Source organism: Paraburkholderia sp. UYCP14C, assembly GCF_004197395.1.
Classification (GTDB): domain Bacteria; phylum Pseudomonadota; class Gammaproteobacteria; order Burkholderiales; family Burkholderiaceae; genus Paraburkholderia.
Genome location: NZ_SELS01000027.1, coordinates 32,933 through 59,917 on the forward strand (window position 1 = coordinate 32,933; position 26,985 = coordinate 59,917).

A 26,985-nucleotide genomic window follows, 5' to 3' on the forward strand; every position below is an offset into this window, starting at 1 on the left:
GCTTGCGCGGAAGGGGCGGCATCCGGGTGGTGATCCGCGGATGCCGCGAGTGCTCGGCACGTGAGCGGCGCCGCCAGTGCGATCGGCGCCGCGGCGTCAGGGCTTGTCGATCAACGTCCGGGTGGCCTCGCCGACCAGACCGCGCAGCCAGCGCACTTCGTCGGAGTAATGCACGCGTTCGTGCCACAGCTGGTAATACTGCATCGGCGGGAAGTCGAGCGGCGCGGGTACCACGGTCAGCGGCAGGAACTTCGCGTAGTAGTCGGCAAAGAGGCGCGTCGTCGTGAAGATCAGGTCGGATTTGATCAGCACGTAAGGCGCGAGATTGAAGTAGGGCAGCGTGACGACCACATGGCGCTTCAACCGCTCGCGCGCGAGATGCACGTCGATCGCGCCGCGCTGGCCGACCGAATACGGCGTCGGCGCGAGATGCGGCGCGTTCAGGTACTGGTCGAGCGTGAGCCCGCCGCGTTTGGCGAACGGATGCGTGTTGCTCATCAGGCAGACGATCTGATCGACGAACAGGTTCGACAGATGCAGCTGCTCGGGCGGCTCCGGCCAGTTGCCGACCACGATGTCGAGCTTGCCGTCCTCGAGCGCGAGTTCGTAGTCGAACGCGGGGCCGAGCGAATGGAATTCGAGCGTCGCGTTCGGCGCGGCCTGGCGGAACCGTTCGACGACCGTCGGCACGAACAGTACGTTCAGGTAGTCGGGACAGCCGATCCGGTAGCAGCGGATCGAGGTGGCCGGATCGAAGTTGTGCTGCTGGAACTTGATGCGCTCGATTTCACGCAGCGCGTTCTGCACCGGTTCGAGCAGGCGCAGGCCGTACTCGGTCGGCACCATGCCGGACTTGCCGCGCACCAGCAGCGGGTCGCCGGTGATGTCGCGCAGACGGCGCAGCGCCGCGCTGATCGCGGGTTGGGACTGGTTCAGTTTGACGGCGGCGCGCGTGACGCTGCGCTCCATCAGAAGGGTGTGCAACACGCGTAGCAGGTACGTGTCGATCGCCTCGCGTTGCTGACTCATGGACTCTCCGAAATATATGTGCTGGCTGATCGAACGAACGTGGGGGTATATGCGTTTTAATATGAACGAAAAGCTGCGTCAAGGGTGGCATACCCGCAGAGCTTGTAGTGGCGGGGGTTTGCGGGAATTTTGTCAACTCGACTGAGTGGGACGAATTAGGTATCGTCATCCGGTTGTGGTGACGGATCGCCCGTCGACAGGGCGGGCCGATGGTCCGCAACCCGGCGGCAACCCGGCGGCAAAAAAACAGGCGGCAAGCAGGCTGCAAGCACATGCCAGGCAGCGTCACGAACGCACTACGGAATCTCATGAGCGACACTCCACTTAGCGACGGCGCGCAACTCACCGCTCAGGCGGTGCCCCGGCTCGCACTCACGGGCATCACGAAGCAGTACCCGGCCGTGCGCGCCAACGACGACGTCACGCTGGTCGTCGCTCCCGGCGAAATTCACGCGGTGCTCGGCGAGAACGGCGCGGGCAAGAGCACGCTGATGAAGATCATCTACGGCGCGGTGCGACCCGACGCCGGCGAGATCCGTTGGGAAGGCGAGACGGTCGACATCGCGAGCCCGGCGGCCGCGCGCAAGCTCGGCGTCGGCATGGTGTTCCAGCACTTCTCGCTGTTCGAGACGCTGACGGTCGGCGAAAACATCGCGCTCGCGCTCGACGAGCCGTTCGATCTGAAGTCCCTGTCCAAACGCATTCGTGAGGTGTCGGCCGACTACGGGCTCGACATCGATCCGCAGCGGCACGTGCACAGCCTCACCGTCGGCGAGCGGCAGCGCGTCGAAATCGTGCGCTGCCTGCTGCAGAATCCGCGTCTCCTGATCATGGACGAACCGACCTCGGTGCTGACGCCGCAGGCGGTCCGCAAGCTCTTCACGACGCTGCGCCGGCTCGCGGCCGAAGGCTGCAGCATCCTGTACATCAGCCACAAGCTCGACGAAATCCAGGAGCTGTGCGACACCGCCACCGTGATGCGCGGCGGTCGCGTGACCGGCCATGTGACGCCGAAGAACGAGACGCATGCTTCCCTCGCGCAGTTGATGGTCGGTCATTCGCTGCCCGACTACACGCGGCGCGAGCACAAGCCGGGCGCGGTGCTGCTCGACGTCAGGCAGTTGTCGGTCGCGAGCGACGATCCGTTCGGCACCTCGTTGCGCGACGTGTCGTTCAGCGTGCACGCGGGCGAGATCTTCGGCATTGCCGGGGTGTCGGGCAACGGCCAGGCGGAACTGCTCGCGGCGCTGTCCGGTGAAAAGCGCGTTGAAAAACGCAGCCTGCCGGCCGACGCGATCACGATCTGCGGCAAGCCGGCCGCGCGCCTCGGCGCGGGCGGCCGGCGCGCGCTCGGCTTCGGCTTCGTGCCCGAGGAGCGGCTCGGCCGCGGCGCGGTGCCGGCGATGAGCCTCGCCGACAATGCGCTGCTGACCGCGCATCGGCAGGGCATGGTCAGCTCGGGCTGGATCAGGACGGACGCGATGCGCGCGTTCGCGAAGCGCTGCATCGACGCGTTCGACGTGCGCTGCGGCGGCTCCGACGCGCTCGCGCAAAGTCTGTCGGGCGGCAATCTGCAGAAATACATCATGGGTCGCGAGATTTTGCAGGCGCCGAAGGTGCTGGTGGTCGCGCAGCCGACGTGGGGCGTCGATGTCGGCGCGTCCGCGTTCATCCGTCAGCAACTGCTCGATCTGTCCGCGCGCGGCGTCGCGATTCTGGTGATCTCGGAGGAACTGGAAGAGCTGTTCGACATCTGCGATCGCATCGCGGTGCTCGCGGGCGGGCGGCTTTCACCGGTGCGGGCGACCGGTGCGACCAACGCCGAGGAAATCGGCCGCTGGATGGCGGGGCTGTTCGGCGACCGCGAGGGCTCGGCACCCGCGGCGGACCAGCCGGCGCATGCGTGATGCGAGGCTTGCGCCGCCTGCCACACTAACAAGCTCATCACGCAGCCGCTGCGGACCCTGAAGAACAGAACCCGAACAAACCCACGCTACCCATGATGCTTCCCTATCGACTCGAAGCCCGCACGACGCCCTCGCGCACGATGCAGCTCGCCGTGCCGCTGATCGCCGCGCTGCTGACGCTCGCGATCGGCTTCCTGATTTTCGGCCTGGTCGGCCGCGACCCGTTGCAGGCGATGCACGCGTTCTTCATCGAACCGCTGTCGAGCATCAACGGCTGGTCCGAGCTGCTGCTGAAGGCGTCGCCGTTGTGCCTGATCGGCCTTGGTCTCGCGATCGGTTATCGCGCGAACGTGTGGAACATCGGCGCCGAAGGGCAGATGCTGCTCGGCGGCATCGCGGCGAGCGGCGTCGCGATCTATTTCGATCAGGCGAGCGGCTGGTGGATCCTGCCGACCATGATGCTCGCCGGCATCCTCGGCGGCATGGCGTGGGCCGCGATTCCCGCGTTTCTGAAGAGCCGCTTCAATACCAACGAGATTCTCGTGAGCCTGATGCTCACGTACGTCGCGACGCAACTGCTGATCTACCTCGTCAGCGGCCCGTGGCGCGATCCGCAGGGCATGAACTTCCCGCTGTCGGAAATGTTCAGCGGCGACGCGCTGTTTCCGACGCTGTACGGCGACTGGCACTGGAAATTTTTGCGTGGCACGCGCCTGAACGCGTCCGTGTTCCTCACGCTGATCGCGATTCCGCTCGTCTGGCTGTTCATGCGCAAGAGCTTCGCGGGCTACCGGATGAACGTCGGCGGACTCGCGCCGCTGGCCGCGCGTTACGCGGGTTTCTCCGACAAGAAAACCATCTGGACCGCGCTGCTCGTCAGCGGCGGTCTCGCGGGCCTCGCCGGCATGGGCGAGATCGCCGGTCCGATCGGCCAGTTGCAGGCGACGTGGTCGCCGGGCTACGGCTTCACCGCGATCATCGTCGTGTTCGTCGGGCGCTTGCATCCGCTTGGCATCGTGCTCGCGAGTCTGCTGATGGCGCTGCTGTATCTGGGCGGCGAAGCGGTGCAGACCTCGATGCAATTGCCGCAGGCGCTGTCGGGCGTATTCCAGGGCCTGCTGCTGTTCTGCCTGCTCGGCGCCGACCTGTTCGTGAACTACCGCGTGCGGCGCCGCTCGGCCGTGGCAGTGGGTCATTAAGTTTGCCAATCCGCTCCTAGATTCGATATGGATATCCAGCAAGCCAGCGCGCTCACGTCGAGCGCGATCACCGCGTCGATCCCGCTGATGTTCGCGGGCGCCGGCGAACTCGTCGCCGAGAAATCGGGCGTCCTCAACCTCGGCGTGGAAGGGATGATGCTGATGGGCGCCGTCAGCGGCTACGCGGTCACGTCGATCACCGGCAGCCCGTGGCTCGGCGTGCTCGCCGCGATCGGCGCCGGTCTCGTGATGTCGCTGCTGTTCGCGTTCCTCACGCTGACGATGCTCGCCAACCAGGTCGCGACCGGTCTGTCGCTGACGATCTTCGGCATCGGTCTGTCCGCGTACGTCGGCAAGCCGTACACGTCGGCCGCGGTGCGCGCGACGATCGACACGTGGACGATTCCGGGCCTGTCGAAGATTCCGGTGCTCGGCCCGGCGCTGTTCACCCTCACGCCGCTCGATTACCTCGCGTTCCTGATGTTCGCGGTGATCGGCTGGTTCCTGTATCGCACGCGCGCGGGGCTCGTGCTGCGCTCGGTCGGCGAATCGCCGCAGGTCGCGCACTCGGTCGGCTTTCCGGTGGTCGGCGTGCGCTATGGCGCGGTCGCGTTCGGCGGCGGCATGGCGGGGCTCGCGGGCGGCTACTATTCGATCGTCAATCTGCACCTGTGGCAGGAGAACCTGACCTCGGGCCGCGGCTGGATCGCGCTCGCGCTCGTGGTGTTCGCGACGTGGCGGCCCGGGCGCCTTTTGATCGGCTCGCTGCTGTTCGGCGCGGTGACGGGGCTGCAGTTTTACGCGCAGGCGATCGGCGTGCCGGTGCCGACGCAGTTCCTCGCGATGCTGCCGTACGTCGCGACGATCGTCGTGCTCGCGCTGATCTCGCGCAATCCGAACACGATTCGCCTGAATGCGCCCGCGTCGCTCGGCAAGCCGTTTTTCTCGGCGGGTTGACGGCGACACGGGTTTTTTATCGATCCGCTCAATACTATTCGCTCATCACGACAGGGGATAAAACATGAAGAGAAGAAATCTGCTGACCGCTTTCGCGTGGGGCGCGGCGTCGCTCGCACTCGCCGCGCCGCTCGCGCAAACCGCGCAAGCCGCCGACGTGCCGGGCGTCGCGTTCGTCTATCTCGGCAATCCGGGCGATGCCGGCTGGACCTTCGCGCACGACCAGGGCTCGAAGGAAGCCGAAGCGAAGTTCGGCAACAGGATCAAGATCACGCGCGTCGAGAACGTGCCCGAATCGGCCGACTCCGAGCGCGTGTTCCGCGATCTCGCGAACAAGGGCAACAAGATCATCTTCGGCACGAGCTTCGGTTACCAGGACTTCCAGCTGAAGGTCGCGAAGGACTTCCCGGACACCGTGTTCCTGCACGCGACCGGTTACAAGAAGGCGCCGAACTTCGGCACCTACGACGTGCGCATGTATCAGGGCGCGTATCTGGCCGGCGTCGCCGCGGGCTACGTGACGAAGAGCAACACGCTCGGCTTCGTCGCGTCGGTGCCGATTCCGGAGGTGGTGCGCAACATCAACGCGTTCACGCTCGGCGCGCGCTCGGTGAATCCGAAGGTGCACACGAAGGTGATCTGGATCAACAGCTGGTTCGATCCGGGCAAGGAAAAGCAGGCCGCCGAAACGCTGATCGGCCAGGGCGCCGACGTGCTGCTGCAGAACACCGATTCGAGCGCGACGCTCGCGACCGCGTCGGAGAAGCACGTGCACGCGTTCGGCTGGGATTCGGACATGAAGAAGTTCGGTCCTGATGCGCATCTCGGCTCGGTGGTCGCGCACTGGGGCGTGTACTACAGCGCGGTGATCCAGCAGGTGCTCGACGGCAAGTGGAAGAACGATCCGGTGTGGTGGGGCATTCCGCAGAAGGCCGTCAACCTCGAGGACCTGAACACCTCGGTGATTCCGGCCGATGGGCAGAAGCAGGTCGCCGCCAGGCGCGACGAACTCGCGAGCGGCAAGCGCGACGTGTTCACGGGTCCGATCAAGGATCAGTCGGGCACGGTGAAGGTGCCCGACGGCAAGACGCTGACCGATGCGGAACTGCAGCGCCTGAACTGGTACGTGGAGGGTGTCGACGGGTCACTGCCGAAGTAAAGCGGGCCGTGACGCTCGCCCGTGGGGTCCGGCGCCGCGGGCAGCCTCCTGTTGAAAAAAAGCTGCGCCCAACCCGGCTTCGGGTTGGACGCAGCTTTTTTGTTTGCGGCTGCGCGCGATGGCGCGCAAGCGCATCGCGTAGCCGCCGCTCAGTCCTCGATGCGCAGGCCGACCTTCAGCGTGACCTGCCAGTACGCGACCTTGCCGTCCTCGATCTGGCCGCGCGTTTCCGTGACCTCGAACCAGTGCAGATTGCGCAGCGTCGCCGACGCTTTGGCAATCGCGGTGGTGATCGCGTCGTCGATCGATTTTTTCGACGAGCCGGTCAGTTCGATCTTCTTGTAAACGTGCTCTGACATGAGTGTTCTCCTTGGTGTGCGCCGCGGGTCGGTGAAACGCTGCTCGGAAACGCGCATGGAAAAAAGTATAGGCAACGGTTCGCGCTGTCTGAGAGGCATATGCGTGCTCGCCGACGTCCGCGCCAGCGTCATCGGCTGCGTGGCGGATCGGATGTCGCCGCCCGAACCATCGACGCCGCACGCCGCATGCCCGGTATCGCGGGAGCTCACCGCCCGGGGCGGCCGTTATCATGTGCACGCAACATAATCCCTGCAATCTGATAGCCGACGAGGTTCGAACGTGGAAACTGGTTTTTGCGGCCCCGGTCTGATGGGCGCGCCGATGATCCGGCACCTGTTGCGCGCGGGGCATACCGTGCATGTATGGAATCGCACGCGGGCCAAGGCCGAGGCCTTGCGGGCCGAGGGTGCGCACGTCGTCGATACGCCGCGTGAGCTGGCTGCGCGCTGCGACGCGGTGCTGCTGTGCGTCGCCGACGCGGCAGCGGTCGAACAGACCGTGTTCGGGCCGGGCGGGCTGCTCGATTGCGCTCCGGGGGGCGGCCGTCTGGCGGCGCAGCGGCTGCGCTGGATCGTCGATCATTCGAGCATTCCGCCCGCCGCGACGCGCGCGCTGGCGCGCCGCGTGGCGGATTTCGGCGAACCGGGCAACGCGGCCGGCGCAGCGGCGCACGAGCGTGCGACTTCGATAGGCTGGATCGACGCGCCGGTGTCGGGCGGCGTCGCCGGCGCCACGGCGGGCACGCTCGCGATCATGGCCGGCGGCGCGGCCAGCGATCTCGCCGCGGTGCGCCCCTTGCTCGACGCCTATGCCGCCCGCGTCACGCACATGGGCGAGGTCGGCGCGGGGCAAACCGCGAAGCTGTGCAATCAGGCGATCGTCACCGCGACCGTCGCCGCGATCGCCGAGGCGGTGAGCCTCGCGCAGCGCAGCGGCATCGACGCCGCGAAGCTGAGCGAGGCGCTCGCCGGCGGCTGGGCCGACTCGGTGCTGCTGCGGACCTTCGTGCCGCGCATGACGCAAAGCGGCCAGGCGCCGATCGGCGCGTTGCGCACGTTTCAGAAGGACGTCGACACGGTCGCGGCCACCGCCTACGAGACCGGCACGCCGATGCCGGTTGCGTCGACGGTCCAGCAATTGCTGCGACTGGGTGCCGCGATGGGGCTCGCCGATGCGGATTTTTCGGCCTTCATCGACATTTTGCAGACGCCGCGCGGCGGCTCGAACGGGTGAGGCGGGCCGCGCCGGACGAACTGTCGGGTTGAAATCTCTAAACCTGCTAAAATATTGGGTTTTTCGCCGATATCACATTCAAAGGGACGCGCCGTGCTGTCTACTGCCAATATCACCATGCAATTCGGGCCGAAGCCCCTCTTCGAGAACATTTCGGTCAAATTCGGGGAAGGGAACCGCTATGGCCTGATCGGTGCGAACGGCTGCGGTAAATCCACTTTCATGAAGATTCTCGGTTCGGATCTCGAGCCGAGCTCGGGCAACGTGATGCTCGAGCCGAACGTGCGTCTCGGCAAGCTGCGCCAGGACCAGTTCGCGTATGAAGACGTGCGCGTGCTCGACGTCGTGATGATGGGCCACACCGAAATGTGGGCCGCGATGACCGAGCGCGACGCGATCTACGCGAACCCCGAGGCGACCGACGACGACTACATGCACGCGGCCGAGCTCGAAGCGAAGTTCGCCGAGTACGACGGCTACACGGCCGAAGCGCGCGCGGGCGAACTGCTGCTCGGCATCGGCATCGCGATCGAAGACCACAACGGGCCGATGAGCAACGTGGCACCGGGCTGGAAGCTGCGCGTGCTGCTCGCGCAGGCGCTGTTCTCGAAGCCGGACGTGCTGCTGCTCGACGAGCCGACCAACAACCTGGACATCAACTCGATCCGTTGGCTGGAAGACGTGCTCAACCAGTACAACTCGACGATGATCATCATCTCGCACGACCGGCACTTCCTGAACCAGGTGTGCACGCACATGGCCGACATGGACTACGGCACGCTGAAGGTCTACCCGGGCAACTACGACGACTACATGCTCGCCAGCACCCAGGCGCGCGAGCGTCAGCAGGCCGCCAACGCGAAGGCGAAGGAGCGCGTGGCCGATCTGCAGGACTTCGTGCGCCGCTTCTCGGCGAACAAGTCGAAGGCACGCCAGGCCACCAGCCGTCTGAAGATGATCGACAAGATCAAGATCGAGGAATTCAAGCCGTCGTCGCGTCAGAACCCGTTCATCCGCTTCGAGTTCGAGAAGAAGCTGCACAACATCGCGGTGGTCGCCGAGAGCATTTCGAAGAAATACGAGCGCTCGATCTTCAATAACTTCAGCATCAGCGTGCAACCGGGCGAGCGTATTGCGATCATCGGCGAGAACGGCGCGGGCAAGACCACGCTGCTGCGCTCGCTGCTCGGCAACCTGCAACTCGATCACGGCAAGGTGAAGTGGGCGGAAAACGCCAACATCGGCTATATGCCGCAGGACACGTACGAAGAGTTCCCGGGCGACGTCACGCTGATGGACTGGATCGACCAGTACCGCAAGGAAGGCGACGACGAGCAGATGGTGCGCGGCACGCTCGGCCGCCTGCTGTTCAACGCGGACGACATCCGCAAGTCGGTCAAGGTGCTGTCGGGCGGCGAGAAGGGCCGCATGATCTGGGGCAAGCTGATGCTCGGCCGCCACAATGTGCTGCTGATGGACGAGCCGACCAACCACATGGACATGGAGTCGATCGAGTCGCTGCAGATCGCGCTGGACAAGTTCGAAGGCACGCTGATTTTCGTGTCGCACGACCGTGAGTTCGTCAGCGGCCTCGCGAACCGGATCATCGAAGTGAAGACCAACGGCACGCTGAACGACTTCGGCGGCAACTACGAGGACTTCCTGACGAGTCAGGGCGTGCAATAAGCGCCGGGTCGTACCCAAGACCCGATGTACCCAGATGGCCCACCCAGGTTCGTACCTTGGTGGGCTTTTTGTTGTACCCAGTTCAAACGCGATCCAGACGCCTACTCGATCACCTTGCGGACGAAGATGAGGTAAGCGCACGTGCACGACACGCCAAGCAGAATGATCCAAAGCGGCGCCAGAGCAATCAGGATTTGCAGGCAGGACATATCGGTTCCCCATTTCTTTAGCTGATGGGGTCACTCTACCGACCCGGCCGAACGCATACCTGAGACGGGCTGTCGCACTGAGGGGTGGATCGGTTGATCTGCGTCAAGGCACCGCGAACAGCGATCGATGCCGGCTAAAACTAGCGACTATCGCCGGTTCAGCGCAAGCCGTCGAATCACTTCGTCCAGCTTGCCCATCGGGCGAGCCTTCCGTTGAATCGTTCCGTTTGCAGGCCTCCCCGCTCTCGCCGTAGGGTGCCTCACGAGTTCGTGCGGTGGGTCCATCGCGTGACTTCGCAACGCGCTTTCCGCTTCCCGGCCAAGCGCAACGAATCTCACGGATCGAGGGAATAGACTGATGAAGTCGGTCAGAATCTGGCCGGTCTCAAGTAGTTCGTGAGTCGACGGGCGGCGGTTGCTCTGGGCATCTTCGTGCGCGAACGGATGAAACGGGAACGCATTCCAAAGCGCAAACTCCGTCGGTCCGAATCCATTGGCGAGCATCGTCTGCCAGACGATTGACGCGGTTCTCTCATAGACACCGTATTCGCGGTCCGTCGTACGAGACAGCGCAGTTACGCAACTGGTGCGGGTTGCCGGACCCGGGAGGTAGTCCGGAAGCGAGCCGCGGTCCGGTCTCATGACGACGTCGTTGAGCTTTGCATCGTGGCCGAGCAGAATCCGCTCGGAGGTCATCGCGATGCCTGTGAAACGCCCGCCACGGCAGCTCAACGCTTCCGCAATCAGGATCACCTTAACGCTCGTCCGGCGGGCTTGCAGGTAGGCCGTAAGCTGTCTCTGGCGAATCAGCGGCGCATCGACGCCGGGCTGATCGCGCTCATCGGTCTCGGACCATGGATTGAACACGTTGGGCATTCGGCGCCATTCTGCGACGCGCTGAACGAAGTCCTTGGCGGTGGGCATGGCGCCGAAGTTTTCGGAAGCGTTTTCGGAATCCCGGCATTCCTGGTGGTGGCGGGCGCCATCAACCCGCGATGCGCGTAACGAACAGACTCACACCTTGTCGTTCTGAAATCGCATCGCCGTGCCTTCCTGTTCGATCCGGACCCAGATCGCGCGCTTTTCCTCGTCGCTGAGGAACACCCAGTTCGACACTTCGGTCGCGGTGCGGCCGCAGCCTTTGCAGACCTCGTCGAAGAGCGTGGAGCACACGCCGATGCACGGGCTATCGGGAAGATCGTGGAGATTCGAAGTCATCGGAAACCTTGGGGCGGGGGGAGGCAAAGTCCCGCTATGTTAACCGATGCGCGACGCGCGCCTTGTACGCGGCGCTCGGCGTCATGCGAAGTTCACGATAGCCGCGCCGACGTCTGTGGCTGCCGTCATGCCCCAGTCGCCAGTTGCCATAACAGCGCGGCATTGAGCGCAACGATGAAGGCCGCCGACAGCCACGACAGCATGAGCGGCACACCGTGCACGCGCCAGCCGCGCATCAGCGTTGCATCGGACGCGCAGCGGATCAGCGGCACGACCGCGAGCGGCAATTGCAGGCTCAGCACGACCTGGCTCGCGACCAGCAACTGATTCGAGCCATGCTGGCCGAACATGCCCACCGCGAGCAGGGCCGGCCCGATCGCGAGCGCACGCGTGAGCAGCGCGCGTTTCCAGCGCGGCAACCGCAGCCGCAGGAAGCCCTCCATCACGGTCTGACCGGCCAGCGTGCCGGTGACGGTCGCGCTGAGTCCGCACGCGAGCAGCGCCGCCGCGAACAGGATGCCGGCCCAGCGGCTGCCGACGAGCGGCGCGATCAGCCGATGCGCATCGGCCAGATCGGTGACGTCGCGATGGCCGCTCGCATAGAACACCGCGGCCGCCACGATCAGCAGCGCCGCGTTGATCACGAACGCGAAAGCAAGCGAGCCGAAGGTATCGATATTGACCACATGCAGCGCGGCCTTGATCTGCGCGTCGCTGCTGTCGGGCGCGTGATGCTTGACGAGTGCCGAATGCAGATACAGGTTGTGCGGCATGACCGTCGCGCCGACGATGCCCGCCGCAAGCCACAGCATGCCCGCGCTTCTGATCAGCTCCAGACTCGGCGCGGTGCCGGCCAGCGCCGCGTGCCAGTCGGGCCGCGCGAGCGCGAGCTGCACGACGAAGCACAGCCCGACGAAGCCGATCAGCGCGGCGATCACGGCCTCGAGCCTACGGCCGCCTTTCTGCTGAAGCGCGAGCAGCGCGAACGTGCAGACCGCCGACATCAGCACGCCGACCGTCAGCGACACGCCGAGCAGCAACTGCAGCGCGACCGCACTGCCGACCACCTCGGCCACGTCGCAAGCGATGATCGCGACTTCGCTCGTCAGCCACAGGAACAGCGTTGCGCGCCGGCCATTGCGCTCGCGGCACAGCTGCGCAAGATCGCGCCCGGTCACGACGCCGAGGCGCGACGACAGCCATTGCATCAGCATGCCCATCAGGCTCGACAGCAGCACGATGCCGAGCAGGCGATAGCCGTAGCCCGCGCCGGCGCCGAGCGCGGTCGCCCAGTTGCCCGGATCGATATAGCCGACCGCGATCAGCGCGCCGGCGCCGAGGTACGAGAACCAGTGCGCCGGACGCGTCGGCTCGCCCGGCAGACGCCGACGCCGGTTGGGACGCATCGCGAAAGGATTGGTGTTCATCGTGCCGGAGCTTCCGGGAAACGCATCCTGTTGCAAGGCACATGCCCATTGCACGCGCGCAGCGGTTGGCGGCCCGTCGCGCGACGGCGTCGCGCAACACGCATCAAGAGACCATGATAGGAGCATTCGAGCCGTCGTGTCGGCGCCGCGGAACATGAAAGGTGCGCCGCATACCACCGCGGCCGTGCACCGGCAAGCACCGTAGGGCACCCGCGTGGGCCAGAGCCGCGCACCGCCCAGGTGCGAGCCGACGCCGACCTGACAAGCAGATAACAGCGACGCGACGAAACCCCTGCGGCCTGTACACAGCGCGAATAAAGCACGGCCGCGGGCCGCGTATTTTTCGGTGGACACGCGCCGATAACCCGTTAAAATTGCGCCCATTTTGCAAGGGTGCGGCCAGAGCCTGTACCGTTTGCGCGACAGCTCCGGGTTTTTTTTGGAGCGGGCAATAATTGGTGGTAGTTTTCGGGGTTTTCAGGGGGCCGTGCGCGCGAGGGCGCGGCTTGAGTGACGACGGGATCGGAGAACGGGATGAACAAACGGATAGTGGGGCATGTGGCGGCGCTGGTCTTGTGCGCGGCGCCGTGGTTGACGGCCGCTGCGAAGGATACGCAGCTCAACGTGTATAACTGGTCCGACTACATCGCGAAGGACACGATCCCTAACTTCACCAAGCAGACCGGCGTCCAGGTCAAGTACGACAACTACGACAGCGACGACACGCTGCAGGCGAAGCTGCTTACCGGCAATTCGGGCTACGACATCGTCGTGCCGACCAGCAACTATGCGGGCAAGCAGATCGCCGCGGGCATCTTCGCGCCGCTCGACAAATCGAAGCTGCCGAACCTGAAATACCTCGACCCGTCGCTGATGGCGCTCGTCGCCGGCGCCGATCCGGGCAACAAGTACGTGGTGCCCTGGGCGTACGGCACGACCGGCCTCGGCTACAACGTGACGAAGGTCCAGCAGATCCTCGGCAAGGACGTGCCGCTCGACAACTGGGACATCCTGTTCAAGCCGGAAAACATCTCGAAGCTGAAGGCCTGCGGCGTGTCGGTGCTCGACGCGCCGGACCAGATGTTCGCGGCCGCGCTGCACTACATGGGCAAGGATCCGATGAGCACGAACCCGGCCGACTATCGCGCCGCGCTCGAGATGATGAAGAAAATCCGCCCGTACATCACGCAGTTCAATTCGTCGGGCTATATCAACGACCTGGTCGGCGGCGACGTCTGCTTCGCGTACGGCTGGTCGGGCGACGTCGTGATCGCCAAGCATCGCGCGCTCGAAGCGAAGAAGCCGTACAAGATCGAGTACTTCGTGCCGAAGGGCGGCGCGCCGGTGTGGTTCGACGTGATGGCGATTCCGAAGGACGCGAAGCACAAGGAAGCCGCGCTCGAATGGATCAACTACATCGAGACGCCGCAGGTGCACGCCGCGATCACCAACGCCGTGTACTACCCGAGCGTCAACATGGAAGCGCGCAAGTACGTCGACAAGGACGTCGCGAACGATCCGGCCGTCTACCCGTCGCCGGAAACCATCAAGACGCTGTTCCTGCTGAAGCCGCTGCCGCAGGAAATCCAGCGGCTGCAAACGCGGCTGTGGACCGAGTTCAAGTCCGGCCGCTAAGCGCGGCAACAAACAGATAAGCAGCCTATGAAGCCCTCGGTGTTCACCGGGGGCTTTGTTCGTCAAACGCCGGAGTGAAGCAGCATTATGATGAGTAGTGACCAGCCGGGCGCGCTGGCCGGGACGGCCGTGCCGTCGACGGGCCCGAATGCCGTTACCGACGACGCAGCGGAACAGTTCATCCAGATCGTCGACGTCGTGAAGAAGTTCGGCGAGACCGTCGCGGTCAAAGGTGTCAACCTGACGGTGAAAAAGGGCGAGCTGTTCGCGCTGCTCGGCAGCTCGGGCTGCGGCAAGTCCACCCTGCTGCGCATGATGGCCGGGCTCGAAACCGTGACGTCAGGCAAGATCCTGATCGATGGCGAAGACCTCGCGCAACTGCCGCCGTATCGCCGGCCGGTCAACATGATGTTCCAGTCGTACGCGCTGTTTCCGCACATGACCGTCGAGGCGAACGTCGCGTTCGGCCTGAAGCAGGAAGGCGTGCCGAAGGCCGAGCTGAAAGACCGCGTGCACAACGCGCTCGAACTCGTGCAGATGGGCCGCTTCGCGAAGCGCAAGCCGCATCAGCTGTCGGGCGGGCAGCAGCAGCGCGTCGCGCTCGCGCGTTCGCTCGTCAAGCGGCCGAAGCTGCTGCTGCTCGACGAACCGATGTCGGCGCTCGACAAGCAGATCCGCCAGCGCACGCAGATCGAGCTCGTCAACATTCTCGACCAGGTCGGCGTCACCTGCATGATGGTCACGCACGATCAGGAAGAAGCGATGACGATGGCCAACCGCCTCGCCGTGATGAGCGAAGGCCAGATCGTGCAGCTCGGCACGCCGCATGAAGTCTACGAGTATCCGAACAGCCGTTTCTCGGCGGAGTTCATCGGCTCGACCAATCTGTTCGAAGGTCACACGATCGAGGACGAACCCGATCACGTGTTCATCGAAACGCCGGATCTGCCGTGCCATCTGCACGTCAATCACGGCATCACCGGTCCGCTCGGCATGCCGGTGACGATCTCGGTGCGGCCCGAGCGCATCGCGCTCACGCGCAAGCCGCCCGAGGGCGCGTACAACTGGGGCCGGGGCGTCGTCACGAATATCGCGTACATGGGCGGCTATTCGCTGTATCACGTGAAGCTCGACGGCGGCAAGACCGTGATCGCGAACGTGACGAGCCTCGCGCTCACCGAGATCGATCCGCCGTCCTGGGGCGATGAAGTCTACGTGCGCTGGAGCGCATCGGCCGGCGTGGTGCTGACGTCATGAAAGATGCGCTTTCCTCGTTTTTCGCATGGCCGGTGCGGCGACTGAAGCTCACGGGCCGCACCGCGGTGGTGGCAGGGCCGTTCGTCTGGCTGCTGCTGTTTTTCCTCGTGCCGTTCCTGCTGGTCGTGAAGATCAGCTTCGCCGATTCGCAGCTCGGCATTCCGCCGTACACACAGCTCGTCAACTTCGCGGAAGGCGCGCTGCACATCACGCTCGATCTGTCGCACTACGCGTTTCTGCTGACCGACAGTCTGTACTTCGCGACCTATGTGAATTCGGTCGTGGTCGCGGCGATTTCGACCGTGCTGTGTCTGCTGATCGGCTATCCGATGGCGTACTACATCGCGCGCTCGAATCCGGCCACCCGCAATCTGCTGATGATGGCCGTGATGCTGCCGTTCTGGACCTCGTTCCTGATCCGCGTGTACGCGTGGATCGGCATTCTGAAGAACAACGGGCTGCTGAATAACTTCCTGATGTCGATCGGGCTGATCCATTCGCCGATCGAGCTGTATCACACGAACACGGCGGTCTATATCGGCATGGTCTATTCGTATCTGCCGTTTCTCGTGATGCCGCTTTACGCGCACCTCGTGAAAATGGACCTGACCTTGCTCGAAGCCGCTTACGACCTCGGCGCGAAGCCGTGGAAGGCGTTCTGGCAGATCACGCTGCCGCTGTCGAAGAACGGCATCATCGCGGGCTGCCTGCTGGTGTTCATTCCGGCGGTCGGCGAGTACGTGATTCCTGAGCTGCTCGGCGGCGCGAATACGCTGATGATCGGCCGCGTGATGTGGAATGAGTTCTTCGACAACGCCGACTGGCCGATGGCGTCCGCCGTCACGTGCGCGATGGTGTTGCTGCTGCTGGTGCCGATGGCGCTGTTCCAGCACTCGCAGGCGAAGGCATTGGAGGAGGGCCGCCAATGAAGCCGAATCGCATGCTGCAGCTGATCGCTCTGGGCATCGGCTTTCTGTTTCTGTATATCCCGATCGTCAGCCTCGTCGTGTATTCGTTCAACGAATCGCAGCTGGTCACCGTGTGGACGCGCTTTTCGACGCGCTGGTATGCGGCGCTGTTGCAGGACGACGAGCTCATCACGTCGGCGTGGTTGTCGCTGCGTATCGGCCTGCTGACGGCGTTCGCGTCGGTGATCATCGGCACGTGGGCCGGTTTCGTGCTCGCGCGCATGGGGCGCTTTCGCGGCTTCACGCTGTACACAGGCATGATCAACGCGCCGCTGGTAATCCCTGAAGTGATTCAGGGCATCTCGCTGTTGCTGCTGTTCATCGAAATGGCACGCTGGATCGGCTGGCCGGCCGAACGCGGCATCTTCACGATCTGGATCGGCCACGTGATGCTGTGTATTTCGTACGTCGCGATCATCGTGCAGTCGCGCGTGCGGGAGCTGCATCCGTCGCTCGAGGAAGCCGCGCTCGACCTCGGCGCGACACCGCTGCGGGTGTTCTTCTTCGTCACGCTGCCGCTGATTTCGCAGGCGCTGGTGTCGGGCTGGCTGCTGTCGTTCACGCTGTCGATCGACGATCTGGTGCTGTCCGCGTTTCTGTCGGGGCCTGGCTCGACGACCTTGCCGCTGGTCGTGTTCTCGCGCGTGCGTCTCGGTTTGAATCCGGAGATGAACGCGCTCGCGACGCTGTTCATCGCGGTCGTCACGGTCGGCGTCGTCGCGGCGAACTTCTTCATGCAGCGCGCGGAGCGCAAGCGGGCCGTGATGGCGGTTTGAGTTCACGCGACGGACCATGGCCATGATCGAGTCCCTTCTCCAGGTGCTGGACTGGGAGCCGCTTTACCGGCTGTGGGAGCTGATCGTGCTCATCCTGAAGTTTCTGTGGGATCTGTTGCTGTTACTGGGCGGCGGCGGGCGGTAACTGAATGCGCCGGCCCCACGCGCGGGCCGGCGGCTCGCAGTCGTTCGCTCAGGTGGTTCGCTGGCGCGCCTGAGCGCTCGTGGGTCCGTGGGCCGGGACGGGCGTTGCCAGAAACTCGCGCAGATCGGCCAGCACGCGCTCGGGCGCTTCTTCCATCGGAATATGGCCAAGCTCCGCATACATGACCGATTTCGCACCCGGTATGCGGCTCGCGAATTCGGCCGCATGCGCGGTCGGAATCCAGCGGTCTTTCGCGCCCCATAGCACGAGCGTGGGCACGTCGAGCGTTGTCAGCGCGTCGGTATCCAGATGGTTGAAATCGAGCGTCGGCACCATTTTGCCGATCGCGGTGCGCGTGTCTTCGCCCTGGAAGAACTCGACGTAGCGGCGCAGCGTCAGCGCGTCGATCTTGCGCGGATCGCCGTACACGTCGCGCACCGCGCTCCGGACGATCGCGTCCGGCAGACACCACGGCGAACTCGCGCGCACGAGCGCGCTGTTGAAAAGGTCGATGTAGATCGGCAGCTTCATCGGAAAACCGGCCGAATCGATCAGCACGAGCCGCTCGACCGCGCCGCGATGACGCAGCGCGTAATCCCACGAGATCAAACCGCCGAGCGAATTGCCGATCAGCGTCGCGCGTTCGATGCCGAGCGCCTGCAGGAACGTATCGATGAACCGGCGGTAGGTCGGCAGGTTCATCGTTTCGATCGCACCGCTCGCCGAGCGTAGTGGCCCGGTTACGCCGAACGGCGGCAGATCGAGGCGGATCACGCGGTGCTCGCGCTTCAGCTCATCGGCGACGCGATTCCAGGTATGCAGCGACGACGCGAAGCCGTGAATCATCACGATCGGATTGCCGTTGACCGCGCCTGGTCCCTCGTCGACGTAGTGCACGTCCGCGCCCATGATCTGCACGAATTGCGAGCCGCTTTGCGTATAGCGTCGTCGCAGATCGGTGCGCGACACGCTCGTGATGCCGAGGCGCGCCGCGAGCGAGCGGCGCGGCAACGGGGCGGTGGACGAAGATGAAGTGGAGTCGTTTGTTGTCACGTTATTTGCCTCCCTTTGTGGTTCAAAACATCGTGCCGAATCAACGTGCGAAGCGGTAATCCTGCGGCCGCACGCGCCGCGTACGCTTGCGAAAGCTGAACGTGAAGCCGGGCCAGATCGCGGTGACCTTGCCGCTGCGGGTCTGATACCAGCTGTGGCAGCCGCTCGTCCACACCGCGTGCTGCATGTCCTGCTGCAGACGTGCGTTGAAATCGCGCTGCACGTCGGCGCGCAAGGTCATCGTGCGCGCGTTCTGTTTGCGCAGCACGCGCAGGCAATCGCCGATGTAGCGCAACTGCGACTCGATCATGTAGATCATCGAGTTATGGCCGAGCCCGGTGTTCGGGCCGGCGATCATGAAGAAGTTCGGGAAGTTCGCGATGCTCGTGCCGAGATACGCTTCGGGGCCGTCGCTCAGCCATAGCGTGCTGAGGTCGGTGCCGTCGAGACCGGTCACTTCGAACGGCGCGCGCACGTCGTTGACCTGGAAACCCGTGCCGCAGATGATCGCGTCCGCGCGATGATGCACGCCATCTTCGGTCACGATGCCATCGGCGACGATCTCGCGAATGCCGCTCGTCACGACGTCGACATTGGGCTGACAGACGGCCGGGTAATAGTCGCTCGACAGCAGCACGCGCTTGCAGCCGAGCCGGTAGTTCGGCGTGAGCTTCGCGCGCAGCGCCGGGTCTTTCACGCGGCGCTCCAGATAACTGAGGCCGAACTTCATCGGCGTCTTCATCAGCTTCGGATTGACGACGAACGCGATCCCACGCGATTCGAGCTGCCAATAGATCGCATGACGGACGACGCGCTGCGTGAATGGCAGTGTGCGGAACAGCCACTGCGCGCGCGCGCCGATCGGCTTGTCACGCTTGGGCATCACCCACGGCGCGGTACGCTGGAACAGGTCCAGATGCGCGACGCGCGGCTGGATTTGCGGCACGAACTGGATCGCGCTCGCGCCGGTGCCGATCACCGCGACGCGTTTGCCGTCGAGCGGATAGGCGTGATCCCAGCGCGCCGAATGGAACAGCTTGCCTTCGAAACGTTCGATGCCGGCGATGCGCGGCAGCGCGGGACGCGACAGCGGACCGTTCGCTGCGATCAGCACGTCGGCCTCGATGGTTTCGTGCGCGCCGTTCGTGTCGAGTTCGACGAGCCAGATCTGCCGCGCTTCGTCGAAGCGCGCGGTGCTCACTTTCGCATTGCAGCGCACGTAGCGATCGACTCCGTATTTGCGCGCGCAGTGCTGCAGATACGCGAGAATTTCGGCCTGGCTGCTGAACGAGCGCGACCACGCCGGATTCGCCTCGAACGAAAACGAATAGAGATGCGACGGGACATCGCAGGCCGCGCCGGGGTAGGTATTGTCGCGCCACGTGCCGCCGATGCCGCTCGCGGCCTCATAGACCGTAAACGACGTGATACCCATCTGCTGCAGACGGATGGCCATGCCGATGCCGGCAAAGCCACTGCCGACGATCGCAATGCGCGGCGTGGTGGATGAAGCGGAAGGGGCAGGCGTCACGGCGGTCTCCGGGCGGGGCGAAAGCGGCGGGTGAAACGACAGTGGCTGCCGCGCGCTGGGTTCGCGCGGCGCGACAGCCGGCAGCGAAATCGCGCGTCTACACCTGCCTGCGCCAAGCTTAACGCGCAGGGTAGACAACTGTGCACATCGCGTCAAGATCGTTTAGAGTGCAGCTAATAAACGCGCATACCGCGCGATGATTGAACGCACGATGACCACCGTCTCCGAAGCAGCGTCCGTCGCCGGCGCGGAGTTGCCGCCCGGCAAGCGCAAGCTGATCGAAGCCGCGCTGCGGCTGACCGCCGGTGGGCGCAGTTTCGCGAGCCTCGGCTTGCGCGAGCTCGCGCGCGAGGCGGGGCTCAATCCGAACACGTTCTACCGCCATTTCAGCGCGCTCGACGAACTTGCGCGCGAAGCCGTCGCCTCGGTGAGCCGGCGGCTGCGGCCGATGCTGCGGCGTGAGCGCTGGCTCGCCGCGCACGACGAACCGCACAGCGTGCCGCGGCGCGCGTGCGTCGCGTTCTTCGCATTCGCGCTCGCGAACCGCGAGGCGTTCCTGAGCGCGCTGGCCGAATACCACGGCACGTCGCCGGCTTTGCGCGACGCGGTGCGTGCGAACCTGCACGAGGTATCGGCGGAAATGGCGGACGATGTCGTGCAGCTCGAACTGATGCCGCGACTCGCGCGCGAGACCGTCGACGAAGTCTGCACGCAGATCGTGCTGCAGCTGTTTCATCTATCCGCTGAATACATCGACGCGAACGACGCGCGCCGCGACGCGTTGATCGATTACGCGGAGCGTTTCATCGTGCGGCTGTTCGCGGGGGCGGTCGTACTCGCGCAGCAGGACGGCAGCCGGGCGGAGCCGGCGCGGGCGTGACCTGAACGAAGGCGGTGCACAAAACCGGCAAGCAAAAAAACAGGCTCCGCGAAGGAGCCTGTTTCTTATTAGACGCGCATCGATCGGGTTCGATCAGGTATCGGTCCAACCGGAATCGTCGCTGCTGCCCATGTCGATGCCGCCGCCGCTGCCGTCGTCGTTCCAGTCGTTCGAACCCTGACCGAAGTCGAGGCCGCCGGCGTTTGCACCGTCGTTGCCGCGCCGGCGCAGTTCGTCGGGGTCGACGAGCACGTCGCGCTCGACCACGCGGTCACGCCCGTGACTGAGCGCTTCGCCAAGCAGCACGCCGGTCAGCAGACCGCCCATGCCGCCGCCCATGCCACCGCCTTGCTGCACGATGACCTGCGGCTGCTGCTGCGGATAAGGCGGCTGCGGACTGCCGAAGCGCTCGGCCTCCTGCGCATACGCCGATTGCTGGCCGCTGCCCACGGACGCGGCGGTCGGATCGGGCCGGCCGTCGGCGCGCGCGCGCAGGCTCGCGAGGCGCTGCTCGAACTCGTCGAGCGCATAAGGCGGCAGCGGATTCTTGCCGTTCGACAGCGTTTCGACGGCGCCGCGCAGTTGCTCTTCGGTCGCTTCGACGTCTTTCTCGAGAAGTTCGTGACCCGGCGCGGTGGAGAGCTTCACGTCGAGCTTGATCGAACGCACCGTGTTGAGCATCTCGGTTGCGCGCTTCAATTGCGCGCGGCGATCCTCGTCGGCGCGCGTGTCTTCCTGGCTGCGCGCGCGGCGCAAGGTCCAGCGCAGCACGAGCGCGATCGCCGCGATCAGAACAATGATACCGATCCACATACCTACCCCCGGACCATGCCGTAGTTGCGCTTGCGACGCCATCGCCGACGGTTGCTGCACAGCAGGCGCATTCTGCTGAGCGAACGGATTCGTGGCGTGACGGGTGACGTTGCCGCCCGCGCTTTGCGCATCGCGGCGCAGGCGCGCTTCGGTTTGCGCGAAGCGACTCGGGTCGGTGAAGCGGATCTGCGGATCGAGCGTCTTCGCCTGTTGGATCTGCGCGAGCGCTTCGGCGGAACGACCTTCGCGATCGAGCACCTGAGCGTACAGATAGTGCGCGTGGGCGTTGTTCGGATGCGCTTGCAACACTTCGGTGAGGCCGGCGTCGGCCTGCTGCCAGTTGCCCTGCGACATCGCCGATTCGATTTGCTGAACGGTCGGCACCGCAAACGCCGCGGCCGACACGAGCAGCAGCGAAGCGAAGGCGGTTGCGAAAAGTTTTTTCATTTGCAGACCGGGCGGGGCGCGCCCGTCTCCATCAGTCGATTGCGGTGGCTGCCTGCGGCGGCCGGTATGCCGGTGCGTTCAGGAGCGAGCGCACCGGCATGTACTGCTACTGCTACTGCTGTTGTCATTGCTGTGCGTACTTGCCGTGAAGCGGCACACGCATCCGGCGCTTACTGCGCCGGCGTATTGAGCTGCTTTTTCAACGCTTCGAGCCGATCGTCGACGGACGGGCCGCGGTTCAGATCCGCGAGCTTGTCGTCGAGTGCCTTGCCGCTTTTCTCGTCGGCGGAGTTCAGACGTGCATCGGAACGCGCGTTCGACAGCGCGACCTTGTCTTCGAGCTTCTGGAAATCCTCGGACAGGTTCTTGCCGCCGATGCCGCCGAGTGCGGTGGCCGCGGTATCTTTCGCCTGCGCGATCTGCTGCTTGGCCTGCAGGATGTTCGAGCGCGCGTTCAGGTCGTTGCGGCGCGTGCGCATGTCGTCGATCTGGCTCTTCAGTTGCGCGACCGACGGCTCCAGCGAAGTCAGTTCTTTCGTCAGCGCATCGCGTTCGGCTTCGGCGGTGGCCTGCGCGCCGAGCGCCTCGCGCGCGAGCGCTTCGTCGCCGGACTGCAGCGCACGGCGGGCACCGTCTTCATACTTCTTCGCCTTGTCCGCGGCAACATCGCGCTTGCTTTGCTGGGTGGCGACCTGCGCCTGAATCTCGATCAGCGAGTTCTCGGCCTTGCCGATGCTGTCGTCGAGTTCGCGCACGATCTGGCGCGAGTCGCGCGACGGATCCTGCACCGAGTCGGCCGCATCGTTCAGAAGACCTTTGAGCGTGCGCGAAATGCTGTCAAAAAGCGACATGAAAACCTCCAGAGAATGTAAGCGGCGCCGACGATGCGTGCGCGCCTGGCTACCTTGAACTACTGCTACTTTACGCCGCCGCGCGCGATGCTGCGCAACGTTCGGACCGGAGTTCGGGGCGCACTGGCCAATTGCAATAGCGCGGTGCGTTTTTGTTGGGGCGCAATGCCGGGTCGAGGGTTGTCTGGATGATGTGAAGCCGCGATGGGCATGGACTTGACGGCGGATATTACACCATCGGCAGTCTTAAAGACGGCTTAAACGATGCGGCCTTCCGAAGGCTCGCACGTTGCCTTCAAAGCCACTGTTGGCGCGTGTGAGCGGGCGTTATCGAGCGGCATTTCATACGGGTGTCACCGATGTAACGATATGCAACGGGGACGCGTTGCATACCTTTGCCGGCTCGCTCGGATGCAGTGATCGCGGTTCGATGCGCGGTAATGTGCCGTGACGCGTTGCGTCACGCGAAACGGCCGCCTTCGGCGCTCGGGTCGCCGTGCGGTTCGTCGTCGTCGGGGGACTGGTCGTGGTGGCGGCGCTTGAGTGAGTTGCGCAGACGCGCCGACGCGCCGGGCAGCCGTTTCGACGCGGCGTTGTCGATTGCGTCCGCTTCCGCGTTTTCCGCGTTGTCGGCGGCTCGCGCTGCCGTCAGACGCGCGACGGCCTCGGCGGTGGCCGCGGCCTGTTCGTCCTGCTCTGCGGCAAGCGCGGCGGCGACGCCGGCGGGAAGCAGCGGCGCGGGAGAATCGGCGGCGCCGGCGGCGAGGGCGGGCCGACCGGCTTGCTGTAGCGCGGGCGAATCCACGGCATCCGGCGCGCCCGATGCGGGGTTAGCGGCAGCGCTTGACGCGGCGCCCGCCGTACCCGCACCGTCTTTCTCAGGCGCTTGCAGCGCCACCGGCACCGCGGCGCGCGCATAGCGCGTACCGCGCGCGACGCGCTGCAGCGCCGCGTTCAGCGCATCGGGCGCACGCGGCGCGCGCAGCCGGTCGACGATGCTCGCGGCCTTGACCTGTTCGCTGGTCGCGCCGAAGCTCAGCACCGCGCGCCGCATCAGTTCGCTCACGCTGATGCCCAGATCTTCCGCGGTCGCGGTGATCGCACGTTTCTGCGCGGTCGTGACGAATACGACGATGCGCTCGCTGGGCTTGGACATGATCGACTCGCAGTCTTGTTGGCATAGGCGGGTCGGCGCGTGCCTCCGGGTACGGTGTCGGAACCCGTCATCGGAGCTGCCGTTGGAACCGCCGTTGGGGTCCCCGTCGCGCGCATCGAGGGACGCGCGCGGGGTTCATCATATGACGAGTTGCGCCGCCACGGAACAAGCGCGGTGCGAAAATCCCGTGACATCAATGAGTTGTAGTGTTTGCGGCCGGTTTGTCCACAGCCCTTTCAACAGAAAATGTTGATAACCCCGCATAAACGGCGCGTCGCACGCAGGCCGCCACGTGCGCTGCGCGAAATTACAGACCCTTACCAGGAAAAGGCGGCTGGCGAAGGGAATTCTTACAAAAAAACTGCGTTGGACCACTGCCGATTTCTTTAAAATGCGCTGTTACGTTGCGCCGGACATGGTCCGAGGCGTGCCGTGCGGCCGGCCGGGGGCAAGGTCCGCAGGGCGGCGTACGTCCAGGCCACGATGTCGAACACGACCCATGCGCGCGCCGCGAGCGCGCGCAGACAGGCGCGCAGTTGCGGGCCCATTATTCCAGTCATGCCAATCATCAAACGACCGCATTCCTCGAACTCTCCGGCCGGTGAAGACCGGGACTCCCAACAACGCACCCCTGGACGCAACGCCGCTTCGCGCGACGCCGGCCGCGGCCGGCGTTCGATCGGCGCGTCGCTCGTGCTGTGGTTCGTCGGCCTGATCGCGACCATGGTCGTGGTCGGCGCGCTGATCGTCGGCTATGCGCTCGTCGTGATGGGGCCGCAGCTGCCGTCGCTCGACGCGCTGACCGACTATCGCCCGAAAGTGCCGCTGCGCGTCTATACCGCCGATCACGTGCTGATCGGCGAATTCGGCGAGGAGCGGCGCAGCCTCGTGCGCTTCCAGGACATCCCCGACCAGATGAAAAAAGCGGTGCTCGCGATCGAGGACTACCGCTTCTACGAACACGGCGGCGTCGACTTCCTCGGCATCCTGCGCGCCGGTTTCGCCGACCTCGCGCACGGCGGTGCATCGCAGGGCGCGAGCACGATCACGATGCAGGTCGCGCGCAACTTCTTCCTGTCCAGCGAGAAGACCTACACGCGCAAGGTCTACGAAATGCTGCTCGCGTACAAGATCGAGCGCGCGCTGACCAAAGACCAGATCCTCGAGCTGTACATGAACCAGATCTATCTGGGCGAGCGCGCGTACGGCTTCGCCGCGGCCGCGCGCGTGTACTTCGGCAAGGACCTGAAGGACATCACGCTGGCCGAGGCCGCGATGCTCGCGGGCCTGCCGAAGGCGCCGTCCGCGTATAACCCGGTCGTCAATCCGAAGCGCGCGAAGATCCGTCAGGAGTACATCCTGCGACGCATGCTCGAGCTGAACTACATCACGCAGCAGCAGTACGACCAGGCGGTGAAGGAAGAGATTCACACCAGGAATCCGGGCAACGAATACAACGTGCACGCCGAGTACGTCGCCGAAATGGTGCGGCAGATGATGTACGCGCAGTACAAGGACGAAACCTATACGCGCGGCCTGAACGTCACGACGACCATCGATTCCGCCGATCAGGACGCCGCGTATCGCGCGGTGCGCAAGGGCGTGATGGACTACGAGCGGCGCCACGGCTATCGCGGACCGGAAGGCTTCGTGCAGTTGCCCGAGGCGGGCGACGACCGCGACCAGACGATCGACGACGCGCTGACCGATCACCCGGACAACGGCGAGATCATCGCCGGCGTGGTGACGGACGCGAGCGCGAAGCAGGTGGTCGCGCAACTGGTCGACGGCACCCAGGTGACGGTGTCGGGCGATGGCCTGCGTTTCGTCGCCGCCGCGCTGAGCCCGCGCGCGAATCAGACGCTGCGCATCAGGCCCGGCTCGATCGTGCGCCTCGTCGCCGACGACAAGGGCAACTGGCAGATCACACAGCTGCCGCAGGTGGAGGGCGCGCTCGTATCGCTGACGCCGCAGGACGGCGCGATCCGCGCGCTGATCGGCGGCTTCGACTTCAACAAGAACAAGTTCAACCATGTGACGCAAGCGTGGCGCCAGCCGGGTTCGAGCTTCAAGCCGTTCATCTATTCGGCGGCGCTCGACAAGGGACTCGGACCGGCGACGATCATCAACGATGCGCCGCTGTACTTCCCGCCGAGCACGCCGGGCGGCGACGCATGGGAGCCGAAGGACGACGACCAGCCCGATGGTCCGATGTCGATGCGCCTCGCGCTGCAGAAGTCGAAGAACCTGGTGTCGATCCGTATCCTGTCGTTCATCGGCACCAAGTACGCGCAGGACTTCGTCACGCAGCGCTTCGGCTTCGACGCCGACAAGACCCCGCCATATCTGCCGATGGCGCTCGGTGCGGGCCTCGTCACGCCGTTGCAGTCGGCGGGCGCGTACTCGGTGTTCGCGAACGGCGGCTACCGGATCAATCCGTATCTGATCAACGAAGTGACCGACGCGCACGGCGTGGCGATCTCGCGCGCGCAGCCGCTCGTCGCGGGGCGCGACGCACCGCGTACGCTCGAGCCGCGTAACGCGTACATCATGAACAGCCTGTTGCACTCGGTCGCGACCGCGGGCACGGGGGCGGGCACCAACGTGCTGAAGCGCTCGGACCTGCAGGGCAAGACCGGCACGACCAACGACGCGAAGGACGGCTGGTTCGCCGGCTATCAGCAGTCGCTGGTGGCGGTCGCGTGGATGGGCTACGACCAGCCGAAGAGCCTCGGCAGCCGCGAATTCGGCGCGCAGCTCGCGCTGCCGATCTGGGTCGAGTACATGCAGCGCGCGCTGCGCGGCGTGCCGCAGGCCGAGCCGCAGCAGCCCGACGGCGTGACGGTGATGAACGGCGAGCTGTTCTTTACCGACATGGTGCCGGGGCAAGGCTTCGTCGCGAGCATCGGCCTCGATTCGGGCAATCCGATGGCCGGCGCGAGCGATGCGATGGGTGGTGTCGGGCCGGCGGGCATGACGCCGCCGGCGGTACCGCCGCCGAGCGTGTCGACGACCGAGAAGAAGCAGATTATGGATCTGTTCGAGTCGAATAAGCCGTGATGTAGAGGTCTTGAACGGCGGGCGTGCCG

At 65.0% G+C, this 26,985-nt stretch carries 23 protein-coding genes; 13 read left to right on the forward strand and 10 right to left on the reverse strand.

All coding sequences use genetic code 11. The features are described 5' to 3' along the window. Positions 1-96: 96 nt before the first annotated feature. Positions 97-1,029 carry a LysR substrate-binding domain-containing protein gene (locus tag EVC45_RS23845; RefSeq protein WP_129960693.1) on the reverse strand — a complete coding sequence of 311 codons (933 nt, stop codon included), beginning with the start codon at positions 1,027-1,029 and terminating at the stop codon, positions 97-99. A gap of 308 nt (positions 1,030-1,337) precedes the next feature. Between EVC45_RS23845 and EVC45_RS23850 the strand changes: the two genes are divergently transcribed. The 4 genes from EVC45_RS23850 to EVC45_RS23865 all read left to right on the forward strand — a co-directional run bounded on the left by EVC45_RS23850 (position 1,338) and on the right by EVC45_RS23865 (position 6,251). After that, positions 1,338-2,936 (forward strand): ABC transporter ATP-binding protein, encoded by a 1,599-nt coding sequence (locus EVC45_RS23850; protein ID WP_129960694.1) that lies wholly within the window; start codon positions 1,338-1,340, stop codon positions 2,934-2,936. Positions 2,937-3,028: 92 nt separating this feature from the next. Beyond that, the gene (locus EVC45_RS23855; RefSeq protein ID WP_129960695.1) at positions 3,029-4,135 is read left to right on the forward strand and encodes an ABC transporter permease; all 1,107 of its coding nucleotides are present in this window, start codon (positions 3,029-3,031) and stop codon (positions 4,133-4,135) included. Between the two features lie 27 nt (positions 4,136-4,162). After that, a complete protein-coding gene (locus EVC45_RS23860) occupies positions 4,163-5,092 on the forward strand; it encodes an ABC transporter permease (RefSeq protein ID WP_129960696.1) in 930 nt (309 codons plus the stop codon). Positions 5,093-5,156: 64 nt separating this feature from the next. Further along, complete coding sequence (locus EVC45_RS23865; RefSeq protein ID WP_129960697.1) at positions 5,157-6,251, forward strand: BMP family ABC transporter substrate-binding protein; 1,095 nt, start codon at positions 5,157-5,159, stop codon at positions 6,249-6,251. A gap of 149 nt (positions 6,252-6,400) precedes the next feature. On the opposite strand, the gene EVC45_RS23870 is transcribed toward EVC45_RS23865, so the two are convergent. Continuing rightward, positions 6,401-6,610 carry a dodecin gene (locus EVC45_RS23870; protein ID WP_129960698.1) on the reverse strand — a complete coding sequence of 70 codons (210 nt, stop codon included), beginning with the start codon at positions 6,608-6,610 and terminating at the stop codon, positions 6,401-6,403. Between the two features lie 280 nt (positions 6,611-6,890). Here EVC45_RS23870 and EVC45_RS23875 point away from each other — a divergent pair, with 280 nt between their 5' ends. After that, positions 6,891-7,844 carry an NAD(P)-dependent oxidoreductase gene (locus EVC45_RS23875; RefSeq protein ID WP_129960699.1) on the forward strand — a complete coding sequence of 318 codons (954 nt, stop codon included), beginning with the start codon at positions 6,891-6,893 and terminating at the stop codon, positions 7,842-7,844. A 93-nt stretch (positions 7,845-7,937) separates the two neighbouring features. Continuing rightward, positions 7,938-9,530 carry an ABC-F family ATPase gene (locus EVC45_RS23880; protein ID WP_129960700.1) on the forward strand — a complete coding sequence of 531 codons (1,593 nt, stop codon included), beginning with the start codon at positions 7,938-7,940 and terminating at the stop codon, positions 9,528-9,530. A gap of 356 nt (positions 9,531-9,886) precedes the next feature. Here the strand turns inward: EVC45_RS23880 and EVC45_RS23885 are convergent, their stop codons facing one another. The 3 genes from EVC45_RS23885 to EVC45_RS23895 all read right to left on the reverse strand — a co-directional run bounded on the left by EVC45_RS23885 (position 9,887) and on the right by EVC45_RS23895 (position 12,384). Further along, complete coding sequence (locus EVC45_RS23885) at positions 9,887-10,663, reverse strand: uracil-DNA glycosylase (RefSeq protein WP_248295234.1); 777 nt, start codon at positions 10,661-10,663, stop codon at positions 9,887-9,889. 90 nt (positions 10,664-10,753) lie between these two features. Continuing rightward, positions 10,754-10,957, reverse strand: coding sequence for a DUF1289 domain-containing protein (locus EVC45_RS23890; protein ID WP_129960701.1), 204 nt, complete (start codon positions 10,955-10,957; stop codon positions 10,754-10,756). A gap of 125 nt (positions 10,958-11,082) precedes the next feature. Continuing rightward, entirely contained in the window at positions 11,083-12,384 is a 1,302-nt protein-coding gene (locus EVC45_RS23895; RefSeq protein ID WP_129960702.1) for an Nramp family divalent metal transporter, read from the reverse strand. A 534-nt stretch (positions 12,385-12,918) separates the two neighbouring features. Here EVC45_RS23895 and EVC45_RS23900 point away from each other — a divergent pair. The 5 genes from EVC45_RS23900 to EVC45_RS47665 all read left to right on the forward strand — a co-directional run bounded on the left by EVC45_RS23900 (position 12,919) and on the right by EVC45_RS47665 (position 17,165). Next, on the forward strand, positions 12,919-14,019 hold the full coding sequence (locus EVC45_RS23900; protein WP_129960703.1) for a polyamine ABC transporter substrate-binding protein: 1,101 nt from the start codon (positions 12,919-12,921) through the stop codon (positions 14,017-14,019). Positions 14,020-14,109: 90 nt separating this feature from the next. Beyond that, entirely contained in the window at positions 14,110-15,276 is a 1,167-nt protein-coding gene (locus EVC45_RS23905) for an ABC transporter ATP-binding protein (RefSeq protein ID WP_168991521.1), read from the forward strand. After that, positions 15,273-16,205: an ABC transporter permease subunit gene (locus tag EVC45_RS23910; RefSeq protein ID WP_129960704.1), complete on the forward strand. Its 933-nt coding sequence runs from the start codon at positions 15,273-15,275 to the stop codon at positions 16,203-16,205. Before EVC45_RS23905 ends, EVC45_RS23910 begins: the two co-directional genes overlap by 4 nt. Beyond that, complete coding sequence (locus EVC45_RS23915) at positions 16,202-17,020, forward strand: ABC transporter permease subunit (RefSeq protein ID WP_129960705.1); 819 nt, start codon at positions 16,202-16,204, stop codon at positions 17,018-17,020. The genes EVC45_RS23910 and EVC45_RS23915 overlap by 4 nt, the downstream gene beginning before the upstream one ends. A 16-nt stretch (positions 17,021-17,036) precedes the next feature. Next, entirely contained in the window at positions 17,037-17,165 is a 129-nt protein-coding gene (locus EVC45_RS47665) for a hypothetical protein (protein WP_306770789.1), read from the forward strand. A 48-nt stretch (positions 17,166-17,213) separates the two neighbouring features. Here EVC45_RS47665 and EVC45_RS23920 read toward each other — a convergent pair whose 3' ends face one another. Then, entirely contained in the window at positions 17,214-18,218 is a 1,005-nt protein-coding gene (locus EVC45_RS23920) for an alpha/beta fold hydrolase (protein ID WP_129960706.1), read from the reverse strand. A 40-nt stretch (positions 18,219-18,258) separates the two neighbouring features. Further along, the gene (locus EVC45_RS23925; protein WP_129960707.1) at positions 18,259-19,749 is read right to left on the reverse strand and encodes an NAD(P)/FAD-dependent oxidoreductase; all 1,491 of its coding nucleotides are present in this window, start codon (positions 19,747-19,749) and stop codon (positions 18,259-18,261) included. 211 nt (positions 19,750-19,960) lie between these two features. Between EVC45_RS23925 and EVC45_RS23930 the strand changes: the two genes are divergently transcribed. Next, the gene (locus tag EVC45_RS23930) at positions 19,961-20,629 is read left to right on the forward strand and encodes a TetR family transcriptional regulator (RefSeq protein ID WP_248295235.1); all 669 of its coding nucleotides are present in this window, start codon (positions 19,961-19,963) and stop codon (positions 20,627-20,629) included. A gap of 93 nt (positions 20,630-20,722) precedes the next feature. On the opposite strand, the gene EVC45_RS23935 is transcribed toward EVC45_RS23930, so the two are convergent. From EVC45_RS23935 to EVC45_RS23945, 3 genes are all read right to left on the reverse strand, one after another. Beyond that, positions 20,723-21,889, reverse strand: coding sequence for a M48 family metallopeptidase (locus EVC45_RS23935; RefSeq protein ID WP_129960709.1), 1,167 nt, complete (start codon positions 21,887-21,889; stop codon positions 20,723-20,725). 170 nt (positions 21,890-22,059) lie between these two features. Further along, on the reverse strand, positions 22,060-22,740 hold the full coding sequence (locus EVC45_RS23940; protein ID WP_129960710.1) for a PspA/IM30 family protein: 681 nt from the start codon (positions 22,738-22,740) through the stop codon (positions 22,060-22,062). Positions 22,741-23,200: 460 nt separating this feature from the next. Further along, the gene (locus EVC45_RS23945; protein ID WP_129960711.1) at positions 23,201-23,896 is read right to left on the reverse strand and encodes a hypothetical protein; all 696 of its coding nucleotides are present in this window, start codon (positions 23,894-23,896) and stop codon (positions 23,201-23,203) included. Between the two features lie 558 nt (positions 23,897-24,454). Here EVC45_RS23945 and EVC45_RS23950 point away from each other — a divergent pair. Continuing rightward, complete coding sequence (locus tag EVC45_RS23950; protein ID WP_129960752.1) at positions 24,455-26,956, forward strand: penicillin-binding protein 1A; 2,502 nt, start codon at positions 24,455-24,457, stop codon at positions 26,954-26,956. Positions 26,957-26,985 lie beyond the last annotated feature (29 nt).